The following is a 20,251-nucleotide window of genomic DNA, read 5'->3' as shown; positions in this document are numbered from 1 at the left end:
TCAGAATCGAACCAGAGCCGAGCCCCACGTAAAGCCGCCGCCAAAGGCTTCCAGCAGAATCACATCATTGCGCTTGATGCGTCCGTCCCGCACGGCCACATCGAGCGCAAGCGGTATGGAGGCGGCGGAAGTGTTGCCGTGCTTGTCCACGGTAACGACCACTTGATCCATGGACATGCTGAGCTTTTTGGCCGTTGCCGCAATAATCCGAAGGTTGGCCTGGTGGGGAACCAACCAGTCGATGTCGGATTTCTGCATGGCGTTGGCGTTGAGGGTCTCATCCACGATCTTGCCAAGGGTGTTCACGGCCACTTTGAAGACTTCATTGCCTTTCATTTCCACGAAGGCCTTTCCGGCTTTGACCTGATCGTAGCCGTCCGCAATGCCGCAGGGCACGTGCAGCAACTCTTCGTAACGGCCGTCTGCATGGATGTGTGTCGACAGGATGCCGGTTTCTTCGTCGGCTTCCAGGATGACGGCGCCGGCACCGTCACCAAACAGGACGCAGGTGCCACGGTCATCCCAGTCGATGATGCGGGAGAACACTTCGGCACCCACGACCAGGGCCTTTTTGCTGGTGCCGGTTTTGATGAACTTGTCAGCCGTGGCCAGCGCGTAAACGAAACCGCTGCAGACAGCCTGAATGTCGAAGGCCGGGCAACCCTGGATGCCGAGCCTGGCCTGCAGGATGCAGGCAGAGCTGGGAAATATCTTGTCGGGTGTTGAGGTGGCGAACACAATCAGGTCGATGTCATCGGCCTTGCCGCCGGAAGCCTCAATGGCTCTCAGCGCAGCCTGCTCGGCCAGGTCCACCGTTGTTTGTCCCTCAACCGCAATATGCCGCTGTTCGATGCCGGTCCGCTCGCGAATCCACTGATCGGAAGTGTCGACCTTTTGTTCGAGGTCTTTGTTCGTAACGATGTTGTCCGGCAAATAGGAACCAGTGCCGGTAATTCGTGCAAAGGTCATTCGTGAGTGTCCCGAAGAAAAGCTGTTATAAGATCCACTCATGCTATACCCAAGTAACTTCGTGCGTTATTAGCGATTTGTCAAAGACCCCTGAAATTGGCAGGCTCTACTATGATTGAAGTGAACAACGATCCAATGCACTGCGATCAACAGGAGAGCACGACAATGGGTATCTCGAACCACGCACTTCACAAGGAATTCCCCCAGTTCAGCGATTTGATCAACGAACTCAAAACGACGGATTTCGCCTTTGGCGAGAAGTACAAGGCCTACTCAGAGCTGGATCAGGAAATAGAAGGGCTGGAGAAACGGGATGCCCCCATCGGGGATGACAAGCTTCACCGCCTGAAACAGAAACGGGCTCAGCTTAAGGATGAGCTTTATCAGACGCTTTCCGGAAATGGTAAGGGATAATACGCAGAGCCAATCCTGATTTTACAACCAGGCTCACATTTACCTGCATTGACTCATGGTTAAATGGCGTCGCTGTTACATTTTTTAACAACGACGTCTGATTGGGGAAGAAACCATGACGAATTCCCGGACAGGGATGCTCCGTAATGCTGAGTATGGACCTCGCGCCACTGGCTATGTAAAAGGCAAAAGCCTGATCGTCGGCCTGTTGTTGCCGTGGGCGCTCACGGCCTGCATGCCGGGCACTATCGAAACGGCGGTGGGCACCGGCATCGTTCTTGAGCAGGAACGCAAGTACGAATACCAGCATAACGTTGAAAGGGCTGTCGATCTCTACATCGCGGATCATGCGGATTCGCCGTGCACCAATGGCGAGGATCGTGTTCTGGACTCTGCTGTCGAGATCATCAAAAAGTACAGGCTGAGCGGGTTCAAGGAAGTTGTTGAACGGCTTGAGACCATATACCGGGATCCGCAGCAGACCGACTCCGTTCGCGCAGCCGCCCTGTACAACATGGCGGTACTCCATTCCCGGAATGAACCGCCCAACAAGGCTCGGGCCCGGGAATATTTCAAGCGCCTGTACATCGAGTTCCCGGACCACTACCGGTGCATCTTCGAAGAGTCCGAGTGGCGGGATTCGATGATTGAAAAGCAGTTACTGCTGCCCGGCGAAACGGTTGAATCCTTCCTGGAAGACGCCGAGAGGGATATCGAGCGCCGCCAGGCCGAATAAGTTTTCTCAGGCGATGTTGAAGCGGCGGACCAGTCGATGCAGTTGGTCCGCCATTTCCGATAGTGATTTCCCCGATTCATTCACTTGCGAGATGTCCTCAGCAAGGCTGTCGATGGCCACGCTGCTTGCTTCGACATTGCGTGTCATTTCCGCAGCTGTCGCCCGTTGTTGCTCGGTCGCGCTCGCAACCTGTGTGGTCATTTCAACGATCCGATGGGTGGCCTCAAGGATATTGGCAAGCGCCGTATCGGACTTGCCCGCCTCGTCACTGGCGTTGGTTGCCAATTGACGAGCCTGCTGCATACTCACCACCGCCTCCGCAGCCCCATGCTGAAGGTTTGAAACGATACGCTCGATATCGACGGTTGATGCCTGAACCCGTTTGGCCAGTCCTCGGACCTCGTCAGCAACGACCGAGAACCCACGGCCCGCTTCTCCGGCTCTTGCTGCCTCAATGGCCGCATTCAGAGCAAGAAGGTTGGTCTGTTCGGCAATGCTCTGGATGACCTCAAGCACGTTGCCAATTTCGCCGGATTCCTGCTCCAGCCGCTGAACCTTTTGTGAACCTTCCTCAACCTGTCCGGCCAGAGAGGACACCGCATGGATGGCGGATGCGACGGTGGCCTGTCCATCACCCGCGAGGTTGGCGGCCTGCCGGGCGGACTCGTCGGTTTCGTTGGTATTCCCTGCGATCTCATCAGACGTGCTGCCCATTTCCTGCATTGCAGCGGAGACCTGGGTTATCTGGTCCCGCTGTTGCTCGGAGTTGGCCGTGGTACGTCTGGTTATCGTCGATAGCGTCTCCGACGCTGTTGAAAGCTGGCCTGAGGCTCGGGCGATGCTGGAAATAATGTCCTCCTGAGTCTCCAGCAATGCATTAACAGCCTGGATAAAGTCACCGACCTCATCTGGCCGGCCTGCACTCAAACGGGCTGAAAGATTGCCGGCGTTATTGTCGATAGCCTGCAGGTAATCCTGAATTTCCACGCGCGCTTTTTTGACACTGGCGGCGATCAGCCGGCTAAAAACAACCGCCGCGATAATGCCAAGCACGACCGAAACCGCAAACGCGCTCAGCGTATAACGAAGGGCTGTTTCGGTTTCTGACTCGGCTTCGTCTGCAACGGTGTCCAACGCCTTGAACACCTGACTTTCGAGTGTTCGGGCAAGCTCGGTGATCGCGGGGCCGGCAACATCAAGTTTTTCGTTTTTGGCCTTGGCGAGAGCCGCCTGCTGAGCGAGGAGGTCCTGGACTGACGATTCATATTGGCCAACCGCTGTCGTTGCGGTTTGGATGTAATCGCGAACGAACGCCGGTACCGTTTCCGGATCAATGAAGGAGAGGGCGAGGGTAACGTCCTCAATCGCGTAGCTGAGATCCTGCTCGCGGGATTGCACGGGATCAGCAAAGTAACGTTGGGCGGTGAGGCGCATCAGCAGAGTGTCATGAATCAGTTGTTCCAGCACTACCCTCAGGGGACTGTCCGGCTGGCGATTGGTTATGCCATCCATCGCGCGCCTCAGGGCCTCGGAGGCATCGGCGCCATGGTCAACAAGCTGTGTTGTGATGATCGATCGTACTTGCTGCTTGGCCGGCACTAATTCGCTCGAAAAGACCTCCGAGTACTCCCGCGCAGATTTTTCGATCTTACCCACGAGAGCAAGGCGCTCTGGTGCCTTGATCTGTTCCCGAGCGGACGCAATTTGTTTGAATAACCGATCCCGGGTCTCGCCGAAACCAGTCAATGCCTCATCACTGCCGGTCTGATAATAATCGAAGACCTGAAGTCTCATCTGATAGAGGTGTAAAAGCACCCCGGTGGCAACCGAGGTCTCAGGCGCGATATCCCTGGCAACGGTATCCATGCGCAGTTGAAGAGTCTGAAACTCTTTGATGCTTAAGTAGGTCACGAAGGCAAAGAGAAGCAAAATAAATACCGGCGCGATCAGGAGTTTCCCGCTCACACCCAGGCGACGCTCAATGGTTTTAAATACAGTGTTGTTCACAATCAGGCCTCAAGGAACAAACTTGGCTTGGCTGGCAATCAATGGTGACAGTTCCAGATTCCAGTGTTTTAGACCACTGTCGCTATAAACAAAGTGACCACTCAGGGATTTTAGCTGGGGAATCTTGTTCGGGTGAACTCCGTTCATGATCAGTCTGGCCAGACGGGCGGCCGTTAATCCTTCCTGGTGGGCAGACACGGTAAAACCACCGATGCTCTTCTCTTTACCTATAAAGATGTCCCAGAAGGAAAAAATCGGTACCCGGGTTTGCCGGAAAGCCGTACTCATCAGCTCGTCCGGCGTGACGTAGTTTCCGGCGTTATCCCTGATGGTGTGATGAGTGCCCACGATGATGGCATCGTAGGTTTCGTGGGCATTCACAACCGAATCGAGCCAGGTGTCTTTGTCGTTGGTCAGCACGATATCGAGCTGAGACCCGTAGATCGTATCCTGTCGCTTGTCGCCAAAGTATTCATTGACTGCATTGCGCATCGTCGGAGAGTCGTCCATCAGAACCAGAAAGCGGTCGTTCTGGCGTAACACTTTTTTCAGATGACGGATGCTTTTTTCGAAGAATGGGCGCTCGAGGATGCCTGTAACCAGCGGGCTTTCAAGGGCAGGGTGTTGTGCTGCTCCGCCATTCACGCCCAGGAAGACAACCGGGATTCCGGAATCCACCAGGTTCTGCGCCATCAGGGAAAACGCATTGTCGTCGCCGAGAATGGCAATGTCGGGGTTGAGTTGTTCTATCGATTGCTGAATGTCCGCGACCTTGTCAGGCCACTCCGATTTTTTGAGACGCTTGGTATCCAGCGCCAGTACGTGGATGTCGTGTTTGTCTCCAAGTACAGACTGTACCGCGGAGATGTAGTCCGAATCCCATTTGTATTCGATGTGATAGCTTTCGATGATAACGACGGTTTTACTGAAACACAGCGGGCTCACTAGCATAAGAGCCAGAATCAGCAGGCGCATAGAGCTTCCTTCTTGTTGTTGTGTTGAATCTCAGGAAGAAATACACGAACCGTGCCATTGTCTTAAGATGTTGATATTAAGTTATAAATTATATGCCTGCGCGGATTTTACGGGGTGCAACCTTGCCGGGTGTCCGGCGTTTCGGACGTGGTCGCATCAGATGGCGCCAAAGTGTCAGAAAACCCGGACCGGTTGTCCGGAAAGCGAGACAAACTGTTTATCAGGTAGCCGATCCTGACTCGATAAACCGTTGCACGCAGGGGTTGGGATTGTGCTCATTCCAGTAAAGCCCCTGCTCAATCACGGGCGAGTCCGCCAGTGAGACAAAAACTGCCCCTTCAAGCTGCAGTTTACGCATAGAATCAGGAACCAGGGCCACCCCGAGGCCCTTCGCGACAAGGTTCACGATGGTCTGCTGCAGCTGGGTTTCTACCTTGATCGCAGGCTCAAAGCCATAGCTCTCGCAACACGTTGTGACCGCCTCATGCAGTGCGGGGGCGGTAGATTTTGGGAAGGTGATGAATTCATCGCGAGCGAGATCGCCCGCTGATATCACACCCTTTCCAGCCAGAAGATGGTTTGCCGGCACCACTGCGCACAGCGCCTCCCGGAACACCGGCTTGTACTGCAGGGTATGCTCGAAGCGCAGCGGGAAACTCAGCCCGATGTCCGCCTCCCCCTGAATAAGCAAGTCGTGAAGGTCCCGGGGGAGGGTCTCGCTCAGGGAGAGGGTTACTTCGGGGTAGTCATGTGAAAACGTCGCAACCAGCTCCGGCAACACGTTCCACGCGGCGTACATGGTGAATGCCAATGTGAGTTTTCCACGTTCGCCGTAGGCGGCGGACCTGGCGGCTTCGACTGCGAAATCGAGATCGCCAATGACGCGGCTGATGTCCTTGCGGAACTGTTCACCGGCAGGTGTCAGTACAACGGAACGAGAATGACGCCAGAAAAGGGCGGTTCCTACGCTTGCTTCGAGCGCGGCAATCTGCCGACTCAACGGTGGCTGGGTCATGTTCAGGCGTTGGGCGGCTCGGCTGAAGTTGAGCGTTTCCGCCAACATCAGAAAGCTTCGGAGGTGACGTAAATCCATAAACTATGCACAGAAAGCATTAATAAGGAATTTATATAGCATTAGACTGCATTGGTCATCAAGGCTTAGGCTAGGGGTTCCAACACCGGGAAGAGTGCCAGTATGTCCAACGTTATCAATGTAATTCTCCCTATTTTCGGGCTCATACTGGCCGGTTTCGTTTGCCGTCGTACCGGGTGCCTGGGTGAATACGCCGCCACCGAGTTAAACCGGTTTGTGGTGTGGCTCTGCCTGCCAGCATTGTTGTTCACAGCCACTGCCACGGCCTCATTGGAAGAAATCTGGCACCCGGGATTTGTCGCGGTTGTGACCATCGGCACGCTCTTTGTCTTTTTCGTGACGCTCCTGGTGCGCTGGAAGGGCAAGCGTTCCCTCTCCGATGCCAGCATCGATGCTCTCAGCGCGTCATACGCCAATACCGGTTATATCGGTATCCCGCTGTGTATCCTGGTCCTGGGCGATGAAGGGCTGGAACCCGCGCTGATCGCAACGCTCATTGTGGTCTGCGTTCTGTTTTCTGTCGCGATCGTGTTTGTGGAAGTTGGCCTTCAGGATGAGGGTTCAGCGTCAAAAGCGCTCCGCAAGGTGGCCATGTCTCTGGCCAAAAACCCGCTGGTTGTATCGCCAATCCTTGGTGGGTTCTGGGCTGCCTCAGGCCTGGAAATTCCAACATCCGCCGGTCGATTCCTGGATATGCTCGGCGCAGCTACCACGCCCTGCGCATTGATTTCTCTTGGTGCATTCCTGGCCAAGAAGGAACAGGCGCAAGAGGGCGGTGCTGCGGCGCTGGTCGGTATCAAACTTGTGATTCATCCACTCATCGTTTGGGGGCTGGCAATTCACGTATTTGCGTTACCGGCGTTGTGGGCCAAAGCAGCCTTGCTCCTGTGCGCCCTCCCAACCGGGACAGGGCCGTTCATGCTATCGGAGTTTTATGGGCGAGAGGCGTCGGTTGTAGCCCACTCCATCCTCTGGTCGACGGTTGGGTCGATCATTACCCTGTCTATCGTTCTGTTCTGGATCTGAAACGCTATCAGACTGGTGGTCATAACCTCGCCGTGGCATGAGTTGGTTCGAGCCGATGATTACAGTGTTGGTCCGAAGCGTGCTAACTTCGGTACATACATTTAACGACTTCCGATCACAGAGGCTATTGGACGGGCTATGAATGTAATCATTATCGGTGCAGGGATCATGGGAACCACGTTTGCCACCTTGGCGAAAGAAGTGGCTCCTGATCTGGATATAACCATTCTCGAGAGGTTGCCGGGCCCGGGGGCCGGGAATTCATGGGTGTTCAATAATGCCGGCACTGGCCATGAGGCGAACTGTGAACTCAACTACACGCCCGTGGATGAAGAAGTTATCTCGGTCGACAAGGCCCTGAAAATTCATGCTCAGTTCAATGTTGCCAAACAGTTCTGGGCTTACCTCGTTGAGAAGGGCGCGATTCCTGATCCGAAGACATTCATTAATCGAACCAAGCATTGCACCATCGTTTCAGAGTCTTCGATTGAAGAACTCAGGCTGCGATTCAAGGAAATGTCGGCCCACCATTTCTTCGAAAAGATGCAGTTTTCTGAAGATTTTGACGAGATCAAAAGCTGGATTCCATACCTGATGGAGGGCCGCCCTCGTTCGGACAAAATGGCGGCGACGGTGATTGAAACTGGAACAGATGTGGATTTCGGATCCCTGACTGAGCAGATGGCCAGTTATGCGGTAAGGGAGCTGGGCGTTAAGATGGAATTCGGAACCCATGTGAAGCGAGTTCATAAAAGCCCCTCCGGAACCTGGCTGGTCGAGACCGAACGCCCGGGGGGACCAGAACAGTACCGCGCGGATGTGCTGTTTGTCGGTGCGGGTGGCGGCGCTTTCCCCATCCTCAAGAAAAGCCATCTACCGTTCGCGAGGCGGTTTACCGGATTTCCCGTCGGTGGTCGCTTCCTGCAGGCAGCGGTTACCCGGGAACAGGCCGAGCAGTACCGTGCCAAGACCTACGGCAAAGCTGCAGTTGGCGCACCGCCAATGTCGGTTCCACACCTGGATTTGCGGGTGTCTGGTGGCCAGCACTATCTCCTGTTTGGTCCATTTGCCTCTTTCAAGCCGGTTTTGGAAAAAGGGCGCGGGTTCGTCGATTATCTGAGAGCTATGAGGCTGCATGATATTCCCGGGTTGTTAAACGTCGCGCTGGAGCATTTCCCCTTGGTGAAGTACCTGGTTTCCGAAACCTTCAAAGGGGAAAAGAGTATGTTTGAGGAGCTAGAAAGCTTTGCGCCCGGCATGAGCAAGCGGTTTGACTGGAAACCCATTGAGGCAGGCCAGAGGGTACAGATTATCAAGGACGGCGATCTTCAGATGGGTACTGAAATCCTGGTATCCAGTGACAAGACATATGGCACGCTACTTGGCGCTTCTCCAGGTGCGTCGGTGTCGCCGGAAGTCATGCTTAGGGCGCTTGAGCAGTTACTTCCATCCGCGTGCTCGAAGGACGAAGCCAGGAAAAAAATGAAGGAGATATTCCCGGAGGACGATCTGGAGAAGCTTGCTTCTGATCCAGAGCGGTACCGGGAAATTCGCGATGCTGTTAACAAGCGCTTGGGGATAGATCAGTAAGTCGCGGGTTTCCTGAAGGCAACAACCTTTATGATCAGATAGTACGCCACCAGGCCAAACGCCACTGCCAGGGTTGCGGAAGTTTTCTCCTGGATAGTGGCTCCCCAAGAGGGCATGCCCAGACTGAGTGAAGGGTTGGGAATATTTGCTAAAGGTAGCAGGTCGATCAGCGGCAGGTTGAGCTGGTACCCCACAGTGGCGAACTTAACTTCCGCCATGGCGTTGAGTTCATACAAGCCGTACCAAACGGCGAGTGTAGTGACCGCTGCGAACAACGTTCTGGTTACGATCCATGTAACGACTCTTACGGTGAATTTTTGCCCGGAAGCATGGATCTGATGTGAACGCACAAGACCTCCTGATTCGTTAGTAATATAATTGTATTGCTAACGAACCTGGCTGAATATGCCCACCGGCACCAAAACCTGTACATTTGTGTTACATAGTGTACGTTTGGACTCTGATCACATTTTCACTCCGCCGTTGATCATTAATCAATCACTAATTTTGCCGATTCGGGTAGCCTCGTCACCAGATCTACACCAAAAAGCTGTTGGGTGGTCGTGAGGCAAAGGTTATTGCTCGCGAATCGCGGTTAAACCTTCCCGGTAAGTGGTGACTTTGAACTCAGGGAAACGCGCTTTGAACTTATCCGATATAAAGACGTTGTCGGTGCTATAGCGGGGAAGCAGCTCTTCTGTTTCCGCTATCGTTTTATTGAAACGCGATGCAAGCCACAGTTGCCAGCGCTTGAGAACTTTGTAGTTGCTGGATGTGCCGAACACATCGGCAGCCAGTTCCACAAACTGTTTATAGGTCAGTCGGTTATCATCGCAGGGCAAGTGCCAGGTTTGCCCGTAAGCGTCAGCTGCATTGCCGAGCCACGCCATCGCCCGACTGGCGTCCGGTGTATAGATCAGCGATCTCAGGGTGTCATCCCGAAGAAAAACCTTGGCGGGTTTACCGGCCAGGAGGTTGTCAATGACCGTTGTATTGGTAATGCTCTGGGTCTGGCCCGGCCCATAGAACTCGGGCGCGCGGCAAATCACCGCCTCAACGCGCCCCTGTTCCATCGCATCCAGCAGCATCCGGGTTATCTCAGCCCGAGCGCGACCTTTGGGCCCATTAGGCTGGAACGGAGCGTCTTCCCGCTGTGGGGTATTGGTCTGCGGATACATGTAGGTGTTGTCGAAATAAACGAGCCTGGCTCCATGCGTCGCGCAAGCGTCTATGACGTTACGCATCATAACTGGCCAGCGTTCAACCCACATCTGACTGTCGATGGGCAATCCTGCCGTCATGTACACGATTTCTGAACCTTTCACGGCATCCAGGGTCTGCTGAGGATCCATCAGGTCAGCACTGATCGCTTCGTCAGTGTCGTTGATCTTCTTTGGATTTCGGCTGACCACACGAATGTTGCTGGTAAATTCACGTTTAAGGCTTAGCGCCAATTCACGTCCGATTTGCCCACTGGCGCCCAATATCGTTTGCATGGTGCGTGCCTCCTGGATAGGTAGTGATTCAGTCTTCATGCGAATCTCTGTTCAAGCATCTCGGTTGTGCATCGCCGAGAGCCTTAAAGCCCGAATTTACTGTGAGACCAAAGCCAGTTTATGCCGATATTTCCGGCTCCTGACATTGTTATCAATTTGATTGATCATAAGCGCCCACATCGGAGAAACGTTCGGGCTGGCCTTGCGCTGCTTGCTGTGTCTGACCAGCTGGTATTTCACTACCGCCATATAGGCGAGGGAGGCCAGTGGTTTATTCTTCCATGTGATGGGTTGAAGTTCCGGAGCGCTGTTTTTTCCCTGCCGCCATTCGTTGGGCAACTGCGGGTCGATCGCGAGGGCTGTCGCGATTCCAACCATGTCCACTCCGCTGTCGACTACTTGTTGCGCCACCTGCAGGCGTTTAATCCCTCCCGTAACCATGACAGGCATTCTCGCTACTTCAAGAAGGTCCTTTGCGAATTCCAGAAAATAGGCCTCTCGAGCTAGTGTTCGGCCGTCGCGAGCGCGTCCATGCATGGCCGGGGCCTCGTAGCTTCCGCCAGATAGCTCAACAAGATCCACCCCAAGATCGTTTAGCCTGGTCACGACGTTGCGAGCGTCGTCAGTACTGAAGCCACCTCGTTGGAAATCCGCCGAATTGAGCTTTACAGCTACAGCAAACGTCTTCGAGACCGACGCGCGAATTCTGCGGACAATCTCGAGTAGCATACGAGCACGGTTTTCGAGAGATCCACCCCATTGGTCTGTGCGCTTGTTGGTCAGTGGCGATAGAAACTGACTCAGAAGATAACCGTGCGCTGCGTGTACCTCCACACCCGTAAAGCCTGCCTTCTCCGCCAGCTGGGCTGTGCGGGCAAACCGTTCAATCACATCTTTTATGACCTCTTCGGTCATTTCCTGAGGTGGATTGAAATGCTTTGATAGCTTCCCAAGATCTACCGACACTTCCGAAGGTGCCCAGGTTTTCTGGCCCAATTGTCCTGGCATTTGCCGCCCAGGGTGATTGATCTGCATCCAGAAGTGGGCGCCGTTTGATCGTCCTGTCTCTGCCCACCGTCGAAATTTTTCAAGTTGTTCTTCCGTTTCTAATACAACACCGCCAGGCCCCGTCATGGCTCGACGATCCACCATGACATTGCCTGTTATAAGGAGGCCAGCGCCGCCTTCAGCCCAGGCTTCATACAAACGAATCAATTTGTCTGATGGCGCAAAATCGCTACCCGCCATGTTTTCTTCCATGGCCGCTTTGGCGATACGGTTGGGGATAACAGAACCGTTAGGGAGGGGCAGTTTTGAAAATACGCTCATAGTCGATCACCTCAGGTTTCCTCAATGTGATCGCACTCTATCCTTGAAGTTAAGTTTAAGGTCAACGGTAAATTTTTGGTTGACCTTAAAGCTAGGTTTAATCATAGCCTGCACCCGTGTTATGTCGGAGGGCTGTTCTTTCTGCAGCGCCGCCGACACCTAAAGATCGCTAGATAGAGGTAATTGTTCATGAGGGTGAGTAACTTCGCATTAGCAGCTATTGTTATGGGCGCGATGGCAACATCAGTATCTGCACAAACGCCGGTGGCCGAGCCAGGTCAGGGTGTCACGGTCATTGATATTGCAGGACATGATGTACCTGTCGTGAAAGATGGTCTGTACGATCGATATCGCTCAAATCCTCCCATGTCCGTAATCGAGAAAGAGTCGCCAGACACTGATTTGAGCTGGTTTAAAACCCTTGAAAAGACCAAGGTCGATATCGGTTTTGAATCCTGGTCACCAAACTTCTACTACGAGAATACGAAAACCACGGCGGTATTTACTGCTGATGTTGATCGCTTGAAAGAGCTCATGCCGGAAGAGGTTCTGGAACAGGTTCAACCAATTCAAATATGGCCTGGCCGAGGGCTTGTCGCACTTACGGGCTATGCCTACCACTATTGCGACAATGACACCTACAACGAGATCTCCCTGGCTATCGTGACCAACAAGCCCGGGAGCTCCAATCTTGGGCCGATCAGCTTGCTGAGCCAATCGATGTCTAAGGACCTCTGGGGCTACGTGCTCAAATTGCCTGTTGATACAGAACTGGCACGGGTCCGCGGTGTCGTTGGCTACAACCTGCCTAAATGGTTGACCGGAATTCATTACAAGGATAACGCCAACTCAATCGCTTTTGAGGTAATGGACGCGGAGACCGGCGAAGTGGATTTCGTGTTCGAAACGGACAAGCTTGAAGATGTTTCTGATGAGCCGGCGCTGGTGACCAACAGCTTTACGAATATTGATCAGCAGGGCAATCTGACGACGGGCTATGCTGTGTCACGCCAAATGGTCTACGGCTCGACGATGGATGACGATGCGGTCAATCTGACGCTGGGTGACGGCGAATTCTCCCGGTACATCAAGTCTCTCGATCTGGGTGAGATGGTCAGATACGACTATGTGCCATCCTTCCAGAGCGCCCTGTATGCGCCCAAACCACTGACGGCCATGCTTGCAGAGCATTAACACTATGGGTCAGCTTTCCGAACTCGGTGAGCTGGCCTGCACCATTCCGAATTGAGAAAGAACCCGTTTTGCGTTGTCTGCGCAATCCATATCGGATGGCTTGTTTTCAATCTCGGCTAACACTTCCAAAAGCTGACTTTTGCTTTCGGCCAGCCTTTTCTGAACCTCCTCGATGTCGCGGACCTTCTGCTTGAGGGTATCGAGCAATGACCCGTGATCCCAATTCTCAATGTTGGACGGCAATAACGCTGTTAGCTCTTCTAACGTGAAACCCGCCTGCTGGGCGGTTGTAATCAGCTTGAGCATAGTCACTGCTTCAGGAGGATAACTTCTATAGCCATTCGCCTGCCGGTCAACCGTGCGGAGCAAACCAATGCGCTCATAAAAACGGATTCGTGACGGCGCGAGGCCAGAAATATCTGCTAACTCACCTATTTTCATCTGAGTTCAACCGAATCTGAGTGAATAACTTCAAGTGCCAGTTAGTTTTGATTACAACGCTTTCGCCTAAGTTCTGGCTCGTTAAGCAATACTTTACCGAATTGTTCATTAGGCCGAAAACTCCTGCCGCCATCCCGCGGCGCCTATTTCCCTGGAAAAGGAATGAACTCTTCATCATCTCCAGGGATTGTGGGAAAACGCCCATCCTTCCAGTCATTTTTGGCTTGTTGAATACGGTCGGCCCGACTGGATACAAAGTTCCAAAGCATATGACGTTCATCAAATGGCTCGCCTCCGATGACGGCGATGCGAGACGCCTCCAAGGCCGTTATTTCCACGCCTTCCTCCGGACCGAGAACTGCCATCGAGAATTCCGGGATATTCGTTCCGCCTGCATCAAGTGAACCTTGTGCAACGTAAATCGCACGCTCCGGTGCGTTAGGGAGTATCAGCGACTGGCCTTGCTGAAGGTGCGCTTCCAGATACAGCGTCTCAGCGAATGTTGCCACGGGAGATGCAACGCCGTATGCGCTGCCCATAATGACCCGAACGGGAACACCTTGAACCTTGATGGCGGGTATGTCAGCACTTGGATAGTGCAAAAACGCGGGCTCGATCTCTTCCTTGTCTTTGGGGAGGGCCAGCCAGAGTTGGAGGCCATGAAGTGTATGATCTGTTGAGGTTACCTCCGGGCGTTCTCGCTCAGAGTGGACGATCCCTTTGCCGGCGACCATAAGGTTAATATCACCAGGCCTGATAGGCTGGATGCTGCCAAGGGAATCCCGGTGCAGGATTTCGCCCTCAAACAGGTAGGTAACCGTTGCCAGGTTAACGTGTGGATGCGGCCGAACATTAATTCCGTCCCCGGCTGGAAAATTCGCGGGCCCCATGTGATCAAAGAAGATCCACGGGCCAACCATTTGTCGCTCTTTCGTCGGCAAGACACGCCTGACAGAAAACCCGCCAAGATCTTTTTTTCTGGGCTGGATCAATAGCTCGATGGCACCGCAGGACTGAGTGACGTCACATTCAAGCGTCGGTGATTGGGTAGAAATGCTCATAACGTATCCTTTGGGTGCCTGGTTCAGATCGCCGATTGGTAAGATGCCTTTGCTTCAATCTAGCTGAAAATTACAGAGTCTGTTTCAAGTCAGAACGTCTTACAGCCACGGTTTCCCATGTGCCAACGATCACCAATACGGATGTGGTCAGGAGTGCCAACACAAACGGAGCGACGAACAGAGCCATGGGCACAAGACATCCCAGTAGCACCAGACCTACATAATGGGAGCGTGGATGACTATTGAACATGAGCCTTTTGAACAAAATGTTGCCGATCAGGTAAAGGGCAGGGCCGCCAATGGAGGCGATCAACATGCTATTCCCGACATGCCCTGAGGCATGAGCAAGGATGAATTCGTCGGCCGCTGCGACGACCACAATGCCGGCGATAATTGCGAAATGCACATAGGTATAGATGAGGCGACCAAGGTGTCCGCTCCTCTCGCTGGTTGTGATGCGTTCACTGGCGCGCTCTGCGGAGAGGCTGAAGTAAATCCACCACATGGCGACAGTACCAACAAAAGCGCTGACGAATGCCAAGACAGTCGAGGTATTCCAAGGGGTGTGGGAGAACGTGTTGCCGGTGACAAGCAATGACTCGCCTAATGCAATAATAATCAATAGGCCACACCGTTCCGCCATGTGTGCCCCGGAGATATCCCATTTTTTGCTATCAGATCGACCGATGCCGGGCACATAAAACGACATCGAGGCTGAGAGATATTCAACGCCGAGCGCCAGGGTCCAAAGCGCAGTCCGATTGGTGCCGTCCTGCAATGCGCCCGTAATCCAGAACAGGCCTGCGACTGAAAACCAGATCGCCATGCGAAAGAAGTCGTTGTGTAAAACCGGTTTTGTTCTACGACTTGCAATGCAAACGAACAGTGTGCGCCCCACTTGAAGCGCCACATAAGAACAGGCGAACAACAGTCCGTGTTGTTCGAACGCTTTAGGTATAGCAATAGCGACGAACATGCCCAGTAACATCAGCGTGAACAGCAATAGACGAACCGGAATGGTTTCAGGATCCAGCCAGTTAGTTACCCAGGTAGTGAAAACCCAGCACCACCACACTGCCAGGAGGATTAAAAGCGATTGAAACAGTCCATAAGGGGTGAAATGGCCAATCAGAAAGTGGGCGCTCTGGGTAATGGCGTAGACAAACACCAGGTCAAAGAAGAGTTCCGAGAAGGAGACCTTGTGTTCGTTATCGCTCCCTTTTATTCGAAATAAAAACTTGGAATCATTAGCCAGCATACATTCCTCTTAGCACTCAATGAGAGTCAGGCGATGGTCGTACCCACGTTCCTTGTGGGTATCGAGCATAGCCCAGTGCGGTTAGTTTTTCTGGGCCATGTAACTCTGCATCAGGTTGGCATAGTGAGGGAGATGATTGGCCAGGATGCCACCAAAGCCCTCTATATCGTTACGCCAGTCGCGGTGCAGCTCACAGCCTACGCTGAACCAGTTCATCAGCTGCGCACCAGCCTGTTCCATCCGGCTCCACGCAGCGTCCCGAGTGGTCTGATTGAACGTGCCGGAGGCATCGGTCACAACGAATACCTCGTAGCCTTCCTCCAGGGCAGATAGCACGGGGAAGGTGACGCATACATCAGTGACGACACCTGCGATCAGCAGTTGTTTTTTGCCGGTTGCCTTTACGGCTTCTACGAAATCTTCGTTATCCCATGCGTTGATCTGGCCTGGGCGGGCGAAGTAGGGGGCATCCGGGAAAGCCTCCTTAAGCTCAGGTACCATCGGACCATTGGGGCCGTCTTCGAAACTGGTTGTCAGAATTGTAGGTATATTGAAAAACTTGGCGATGTCCGACAGGGCCAGTACATTGTTCTTGAAGTCGTCCGGGCTAAAGTCCCGAACCAGAGATAGCAGACCAGCCTGATGGTCTACCATCAGTAAAGCCACATCGTCTTTGTTCAAGCGCTTGTACGTAAATGCCATCATGATTCTCCTGATGTTTCATTGATGGGTGGGTTGGCCTGCAAAGGTTAGGCGGAGCTAAGTGCCTTGAGTAGCCTCCAGTTTTTGTACTCTGTGTTTCATATATAGGACGATGATTGATGCAGGACCTTAACGATCTTTATTTCTTTGTTCAGGCGGTTGATCACGGAGGGTTTGCGCCTGCAGGCCGGGCCCTGGGCATACCGAAATCAAAATTGAGCCGCCGGATTGCTGCACTTGAAGATCGCCTTGATACGCGTCTGATAAACCGATCAACCCGGCGATTTACAGTCACTGAATTAGGTATGGAGTATTACCGTCATTGCGTGGCCATGCTGGTTGAAGCGGAAGCAGCACAGGAGGCGATTGATCGATCACGTGCTGAGCCGAGGGGCGTTGTAAGGATGAGCTGTCCGCCTGGCCTGATCTATTTTCATGTTGGTAAGATCCTGGTCCGTTTCATGAGCAAATATCCCCAGGTAAAGGTCGAGATCGACGCGACGAGTCGCCGGGTGGATGTCATTCAGGAAGGGCTGGATCTGGCATTGCGAGTACGATTCCCTCCGCTGGAAGACAGCGATCTCGCAATGAAGGTGCTGTCCAAAAGTCCCCAGTGTCTGATGGCATCTGCGGATTTTTTTGACTACCACGAAAAACCTGAAACACCTTCCGACCTGGCAAACCTGCCGAGCCTCGATTTCGAGGATCCACACGGAAAACACGCCTGGTGCCTCGACGGTCCTGATGGAGCCACAGCTCAAGTGCATCACACGCCGCGGCTGGTGACGGATGATGTGTTCACCCTTCGAGAAGCGGCGTTGGCGGGATTGGGCATAGTTCGAATGCCGCTGATTGTCGGCGGCAGGGATTTGACGGAAGGTCGATTGGTTAATGTTCTGCCAGGATGGCAACCACGTGGCGGGATTCTCCATGCCGTGTTCCCCTCCCGGCGCGGTTTGCTTCCTGCGGTAAGGGCGTTGCTGGACTATCTCGCTGAGTCGATGAATGACGTGGATTTCGAATTATGAACGTGTTGTCCGCGCCCCATGCATTGCCGAGATACCTGGAACTTGAGAGAACCCTCCGAGACCAGATAGCGCGTGGTCGATGGCAAGCGGGTGAACGGTTGCCATCGATAAGAGCACTGTGCCAGATCTATGGTTTTTCCAAAATTACGGTACAGCATGCCTTGCAGCGTCTGGAAGCACTCGGGCTGGTTGAGGCCCGCGAGCGAAGTGGTTTTTTTGTGACCGCTGTGCAGAAACGATTTGAGCCTCCCAGGCAGTCGCCCACTTTGGCGGCTCCTAAACCGGTCACTGTCAGCCAGGTTTTTCAAGGCATCATGAGCCGCAGCGCAGCCTTCGACCTGCTACCTGATGCTGACGGCGATGAGCTGCCACCGGGTATCATTCAACTCAATCGTTCCATTGCAAGGGCATTGCGGAAACAAGCCGACCGATTTCAGTACTATGAGGAGCCAGCTGGGGATTCAGAGTTAAGGGCTCAGCTGGCTCTGAGATCCGCCAAAAGGGGATGGCTCGCTGATGCCAGCCAATTCTGTATCACCTCAGGATGCCAGCAGTCGTTATTCCTCGCTTTGATGGCCGTTTGCCGTCATGGCGACGTGGTCGCTGTCGAGGCCCCGGGGTTTTATGGGGTGCTGCAGTTACTTGAACAGCTGCAATTGAAGGTGATCGAGATACCCGCATCTCCAGAAAGCGGACTGGATGTAAGGGCGTTAGAAGATGCACTGGAGGTTTGGGATGTGAAAGCCTGTGTGGTGTCCCCGGCATTTGCAACGCCAACCGGGGCCGTTATGCCTCCCGACGCCCGAGCACGATTGCTGGAGCTTGCTGATCGATATGACCTCGCGATAATCGAAGATGACATCTATGGGGAATCAGGTTGGTTCAGCGTGCCCGATACGCTGAAAGCAATCGACCAATCTGACCGCGTGATTCATTGCAGCTCTTTCTCCAAAGTATTGTCCCGGGATCTCCGATTGGGATGGATTTCCGGGGCCAGGTGGCATGAAAAGATACTCAAACTGAAACTGACCTCCCAATTGGCGAGTAGTCGCTTTCTTCAGAAGGGCGTGGCTGGATTTATTGCTGAAGGCGGCTATGGGTCTTTTTTGCGCCGGCGTCGGCAGGAACTGCGCCAGCAGCGAGATCAATTGCTTGAGCTGCTCGCCGATTGGGACGTCCCGCTCCGGGCAACAGCACCCAATGGAGGCCTTGCTCTGTGGGTTGAGCTGCAGGAAGAAGTAGACACCCTTTGCCTCTTTCGGACTGCGCTTGCGGAAGGCATTGTGATTACGCCCGGCACACTATTCTCTGTATCGGGAAAATTCACAAATTGCCTGAGAATCAGCTTTGCCCATCCTTGGAATGAAGATCGTGTTGCCGCATTGAGGCGGTTACCTGAATTATTGTTCTGACCTGAAGTCAACTGTACCTATTAAATCTTAAAAAATTGGTCCTGCCCCCATCGGTTCTGACCCATTATCCTCCTGCCATCCATTCTTGAACGATCATGGCAAGGTGCGGAGCGAATGAGTCGCCTGATATCAGTTACGCAAATTGAACCCACGTCTCCAGGCTCGGAGAGCAAGCAGAAAATACAACCACGGAGTTTTACCGGCTTTTACCGGCGCCTCCGAATCACCGGCGGCTCTGTGCTCTTTACGCTGTATTTTGGTGTGGTTTGGCTTAACTGGGAGGGCAGGCAGGCGGTGCTCTGGGACCTCTCGGAGAAGAAGTTTCATATATTCTCGGCCACATTCTGGCCCGAAGACCTGGTGTTGCTCTCTGGGATTCTTCTGATATGCGCGTTTGGCCTTTTTTTCCTCACGGTCTGGGCCGGCAGGGTATGGTGCGGTTACGCCTGCCCACAGAGCGTCTGGACCTGGGTCTTCCTTTGGGCCGAGAAGGTGACAGAGGGCGATCGGGGCAGACGTCTCAAGATGGACGCCGCGCCAAATACTCTGAACAAGATTGTCCGCAGGGCGGCAAAGCACGGTCTCTGGGTGTTGGTCAGTCTCGTTACCGCAGTCACTTTCGTTGGTTACTTTTCTCCCATCCGGAGTCTTGTCACTGAACTTATATCGTTTGATGCATCCGGTTGGGCCGTTTTCTGGATACTGTTTTTTACTGCCGCTACCTATTTGAACGCTGGTTGGCTCAGGGAGAAAGTCTGTTTCCACATGTGCCCCTATGGACGGTTTCAGTCTTCCGTGGTGGATTCGGATTCCGTGGTTGTCTCCTACGATTCGGCCCGTGGAGAACCGAGGGGGTCCCGAAAAAAGGATGCCTCACAGGTACCTGCACACCTGGGCGACTGTATTGATTGTCAGTTGTGCGTTCAGGTTTGCCCGACCGGTATTGATATTCGTGATGGTCTGCAGATGGAGTGTATCGGTTGCGCCGCCTGCATAGATGCCTGCGATTCAATCATGGACAAGATGGGCTACCAGAGAGGGCTTGTCCGTTACGCCAGCGAGCGGGAGCTCAAGGGTGGAACGTCCAGACTATTGAGGCCTCGCCTTATAGGCTATTTCGCCTTTTTGGTCCTGATGATCGGGTTGTTCTCGTGGGGCGTCGTCTCCAGGCCGCTGGTCACCCTGGACGTTGAGCGAGACCGGGGCATGTTTCGGTTTACAAACGACGGCAAAGTTGAAAACAGCTATCTGCTCAAGCTCACCAATAAAGACAGCCAGCCAAGGTATCTCTTGATAGGGGTTAAAGGGCGTGACGACATCAGCATAACCGGATCACGAGGCGTCGCTCTGGGAGCAGGCGAAAAGGCGGAGGTACCTTTAGCTGTAGCGTATCCACCGTCTGCCAGCACCGCCGGTGCCAAGGAGCTTGTTTTTGAGGTCAGCACGCTAAATGGGGCAGGGGAAATGGTTACAGAGACCAGCACGTTTATTGGTCCGAGTAATAATTAATCCAACCTGGC

General features: G+C 53.5%; 19 protein-coding genes. 8 read left to right on the top strand and 11 right to left on the bottom strand.

Going from position 1 to position 20,251, the window contains the following annotated elements:
• On the bottom strand, nucleotides 1-969 hold the full coding sequence (locus tag D777_RS04550) for a beta-ketoacyl-ACP synthase III (protein ID WP_036129092.1): 969 nt from the start codon (nucleotides 967-969) through the stop codon (nucleotides 1-3).
• Nucleotides 970-1,134: 165 nt separating this feature from the next.
• Between D777_RS04550 and D777_RS04545 the strand changes: the two genes are divergently transcribed.
• Both D777_RS04545 and D777_RS04540 read left to right on the top strand, forming a co-directional pair.
• Nucleotides 1,135-1,383: a YdcH family protein gene (locus D777_RS04545; protein WP_036129089.1), complete on the top strand. Its 249-nt coding sequence runs from the start codon at nucleotides 1,135-1,137 to the stop codon at nucleotides 1,381-1,383.
• 115 nt (nucleotides 1,384-1,498) lie between these two features.
• The gene (locus tag D777_RS04540; protein ID WP_227501666.1) at nucleotides 1,499-2,119 is read left to right on the top strand and encodes a hypothetical protein; all 621 of its coding nucleotides are present in this window, start codon (nucleotides 1,499-1,501) and stop codon (nucleotides 2,117-2,119) included.
• 6 nt (nucleotides 2,120-2,125) lie between these two features.
• Here the strand turns inward: D777_RS04540 and D777_RS04535 are convergent, their stop codons facing one another.
• The 3 genes from D777_RS04535 to D777_RS04525 all read right to left on the bottom strand — a co-directional run bounded on the left by D777_RS04535 (nucleotide 2,126) and on the right by D777_RS04525 (nucleotide 6,194).
• On the bottom strand, nucleotides 2,126-4,126 hold the full coding sequence (locus D777_RS04535) for a methyl-accepting chemotaxis protein (RefSeq protein ID WP_227501665.1): 2,001 nt from the start codon (nucleotides 4,124-4,126) through the stop codon (nucleotides 2,126-2,128).
• A gap of 9 nt (nucleotides 4,127-4,135) precedes the next feature.
• Nucleotides 4,136-5,101 (bottom strand): ABC transporter substrate-binding protein, encoded by a 966-nt coding sequence (locus D777_RS04530; protein WP_036129087.1) that lies wholly within the window; start codon nucleotides 5,099-5,101, stop codon nucleotides 4,136-4,138.
• Nucleotides 5,102-5,321: 220 nt separating this feature from the next.
• Nucleotides 5,322-6,194, bottom strand: coding sequence for a LysR family transcriptional regulator (locus tag D777_RS04525; RefSeq protein ID WP_036129085.1), 873 nt, complete (start codon nucleotides 6,192-6,194; stop codon nucleotides 5,322-5,324).
• A gap of 102 nt (nucleotides 6,195-6,296) precedes the next feature.
• On the opposite strand from D777_RS04525, the gene D777_RS04520 reads away from it, so the two are divergent.
• Nucleotides 6,297-7,220 (top strand): AEC family transporter, encoded by a 924-nt coding sequence (locus D777_RS04520; RefSeq protein WP_036129083.1) that lies wholly within the window; start codon nucleotides 6,297-6,299, stop codon nucleotides 7,218-7,220.
• Nucleotides 7,221-7,358: 138 nt separating this feature from the next.
• Nucleotides 7,359-8,810, top strand: coding sequence for a malate:quinone oxidoreductase (locus D777_RS04515; RefSeq protein ID WP_036129080.1), 1,452 nt, complete (start codon nucleotides 7,359-7,361; stop codon nucleotides 8,808-8,810).
• Here D777_RS04515 and D777_RS04510 read toward each other — a convergent pair.
• From D777_RS04510 to D777_RS04500, 3 genes are all read right to left on the bottom strand, one after another.
• The gene (locus D777_RS04510; RefSeq protein WP_036129078.1) at nucleotides 8,804-9,160 is read right to left on the bottom strand and encodes a hypothetical protein; all 357 of its coding nucleotides are present in this window, start codon (nucleotides 9,158-9,160) and stop codon (nucleotides 8,804-8,806) included. The two genes, D777_RS04515 and D777_RS04510, sit on opposite strands and share 7 nt — an antisense overlap.
• A 225-nt stretch (nucleotides 9,161-9,385) precedes the next feature.
• The gene (locus D777_RS04505) at nucleotides 9,386-10,306 is read right to left on the bottom strand and encodes an NAD-dependent epimerase/dehydratase family protein (protein WP_036129076.1); all 921 of its coding nucleotides are present in this window, start codon (nucleotides 10,304-10,306) and stop codon (nucleotides 9,386-9,388) included.
• A 96-nt stretch (nucleotides 10,307-10,402) separates the two neighbouring features.
• Nucleotides 10,403-11,635 carry an NADH:flavin oxidoreductase/NADH oxidase family protein gene (locus D777_RS04500; protein WP_036129075.1) on the bottom strand — a complete coding sequence of 411 codons (1,233 nt, stop codon included), beginning with the start codon at nucleotides 11,633-11,635 and terminating at the stop codon, nucleotides 10,403-10,405.
• Between the two features lie 189 nt (nucleotides 11,636-11,824).
• Between D777_RS04500 and D777_RS04495 the strand changes: the two genes are divergently transcribed.
• Nucleotides 11,825-12,829: a hypothetical protein gene (locus D777_RS04495; protein ID WP_036129074.1), complete on the top strand. Its 1,005-nt coding sequence runs from the start codon at nucleotides 11,825-11,827 to the stop codon at nucleotides 12,827-12,829.
• A gap of 9 nt (nucleotides 12,830-12,838) precedes the next feature.
• On the opposite strand, the gene D777_RS04490 is transcribed toward D777_RS04495, so the two are convergent.
• From D777_RS04490 to ycaC, 4 genes are all read right to left on the bottom strand, one after another.
• The gene (locus tag D777_RS04490; RefSeq protein WP_036129073.1) at nucleotides 12,839-13,270 is read right to left on the bottom strand and encodes a MerR family transcriptional regulator; all 432 of its coding nucleotides are present in this window, start codon (nucleotides 13,268-13,270) and stop codon (nucleotides 12,839-12,841) included.
• 143 nt (nucleotides 13,271-13,413) lie between these two features.
• Nucleotides 13,414-14,331 carry a pirin family protein gene (locus D777_RS04485; protein WP_036129070.1) on the bottom strand — a complete coding sequence of 306 codons (918 nt, stop codon included), beginning with the start codon at nucleotides 14,329-14,331 and terminating at the stop codon, nucleotides 13,414-13,416.
• Between the two features lie 70 nt (nucleotides 14,332-14,401).
• Entirely contained in the window at nucleotides 14,402-15,589 is a 1,188-nt protein-coding gene (locus D777_RS04480) for a low temperature requirement protein A (protein WP_036129068.1), read from the bottom strand.
• 81 nt (nucleotides 15,590-15,670) lie between these two features.
• A complete protein-coding gene (gene ycaC / locus D777_RS04475) occupies nucleotides 15,671-16,291 on the bottom strand; it encodes an isochorismate family cysteine hydrolase YcaC (protein WP_036129066.1) in 621 nt (206 codons plus the stop codon).
• A 119-nt stretch (nucleotides 16,292-16,410) separates the two neighbouring features.
• Between ycaC and D777_RS04470 the strand changes: the two genes are divergently transcribed.
• The 3 genes from D777_RS04470 to ccoG all read left to right on the top strand — a co-directional run bounded on the left by D777_RS04470 (nucleotide 16,411) and on the right by ccoG (nucleotide 20,240).
• Nucleotides 16,411-17,319: a LysR substrate-binding domain-containing protein gene (locus D777_RS04470; RefSeq protein ID WP_036129064.1), complete on the top strand. Its 909-nt coding sequence runs from the start codon at nucleotides 16,411-16,413 to the stop codon at nucleotides 17,317-17,319.
• Complete coding sequence (locus tag D777_RS04465; protein WP_036129062.1) at nucleotides 17,316-18,731, top strand: aminotransferase-like domain-containing protein; 1,416 nt, start codon at nucleotides 17,316-17,318, stop codon at nucleotides 18,729-18,731. The genes D777_RS04470 and D777_RS04465 overlap by 4 nt, the downstream gene beginning before the upstream one ends.
• A 114-nt stretch (nucleotides 18,732-18,845) precedes the next feature.
• Entirely contained in the window at nucleotides 18,846-20,240 is a 1,395-nt protein-coding gene (gene ccoG, locus D777_RS04460; RefSeq protein WP_036129060.1) for a cytochrome c oxidase accessory protein CcoG, read from the top strand.
• Nucleotides 20,241-20,251 lie beyond the last annotated feature (11 nt).

This window comes from Marinobacter nitratireducens (assembly GCF_000708045.1).
Classification (GTDB): Bacteria; Pseudomonadota; Gammaproteobacteria; order Pseudomonadales; family Oleiphilaceae; genus Marinobacter; species Marinobacter nitratireducens.
The sequence above is the reverse complement of the archived record's forward strand: the minus strand, read 5'-3'. Positions and strand labels throughout refer to the sequence as shown.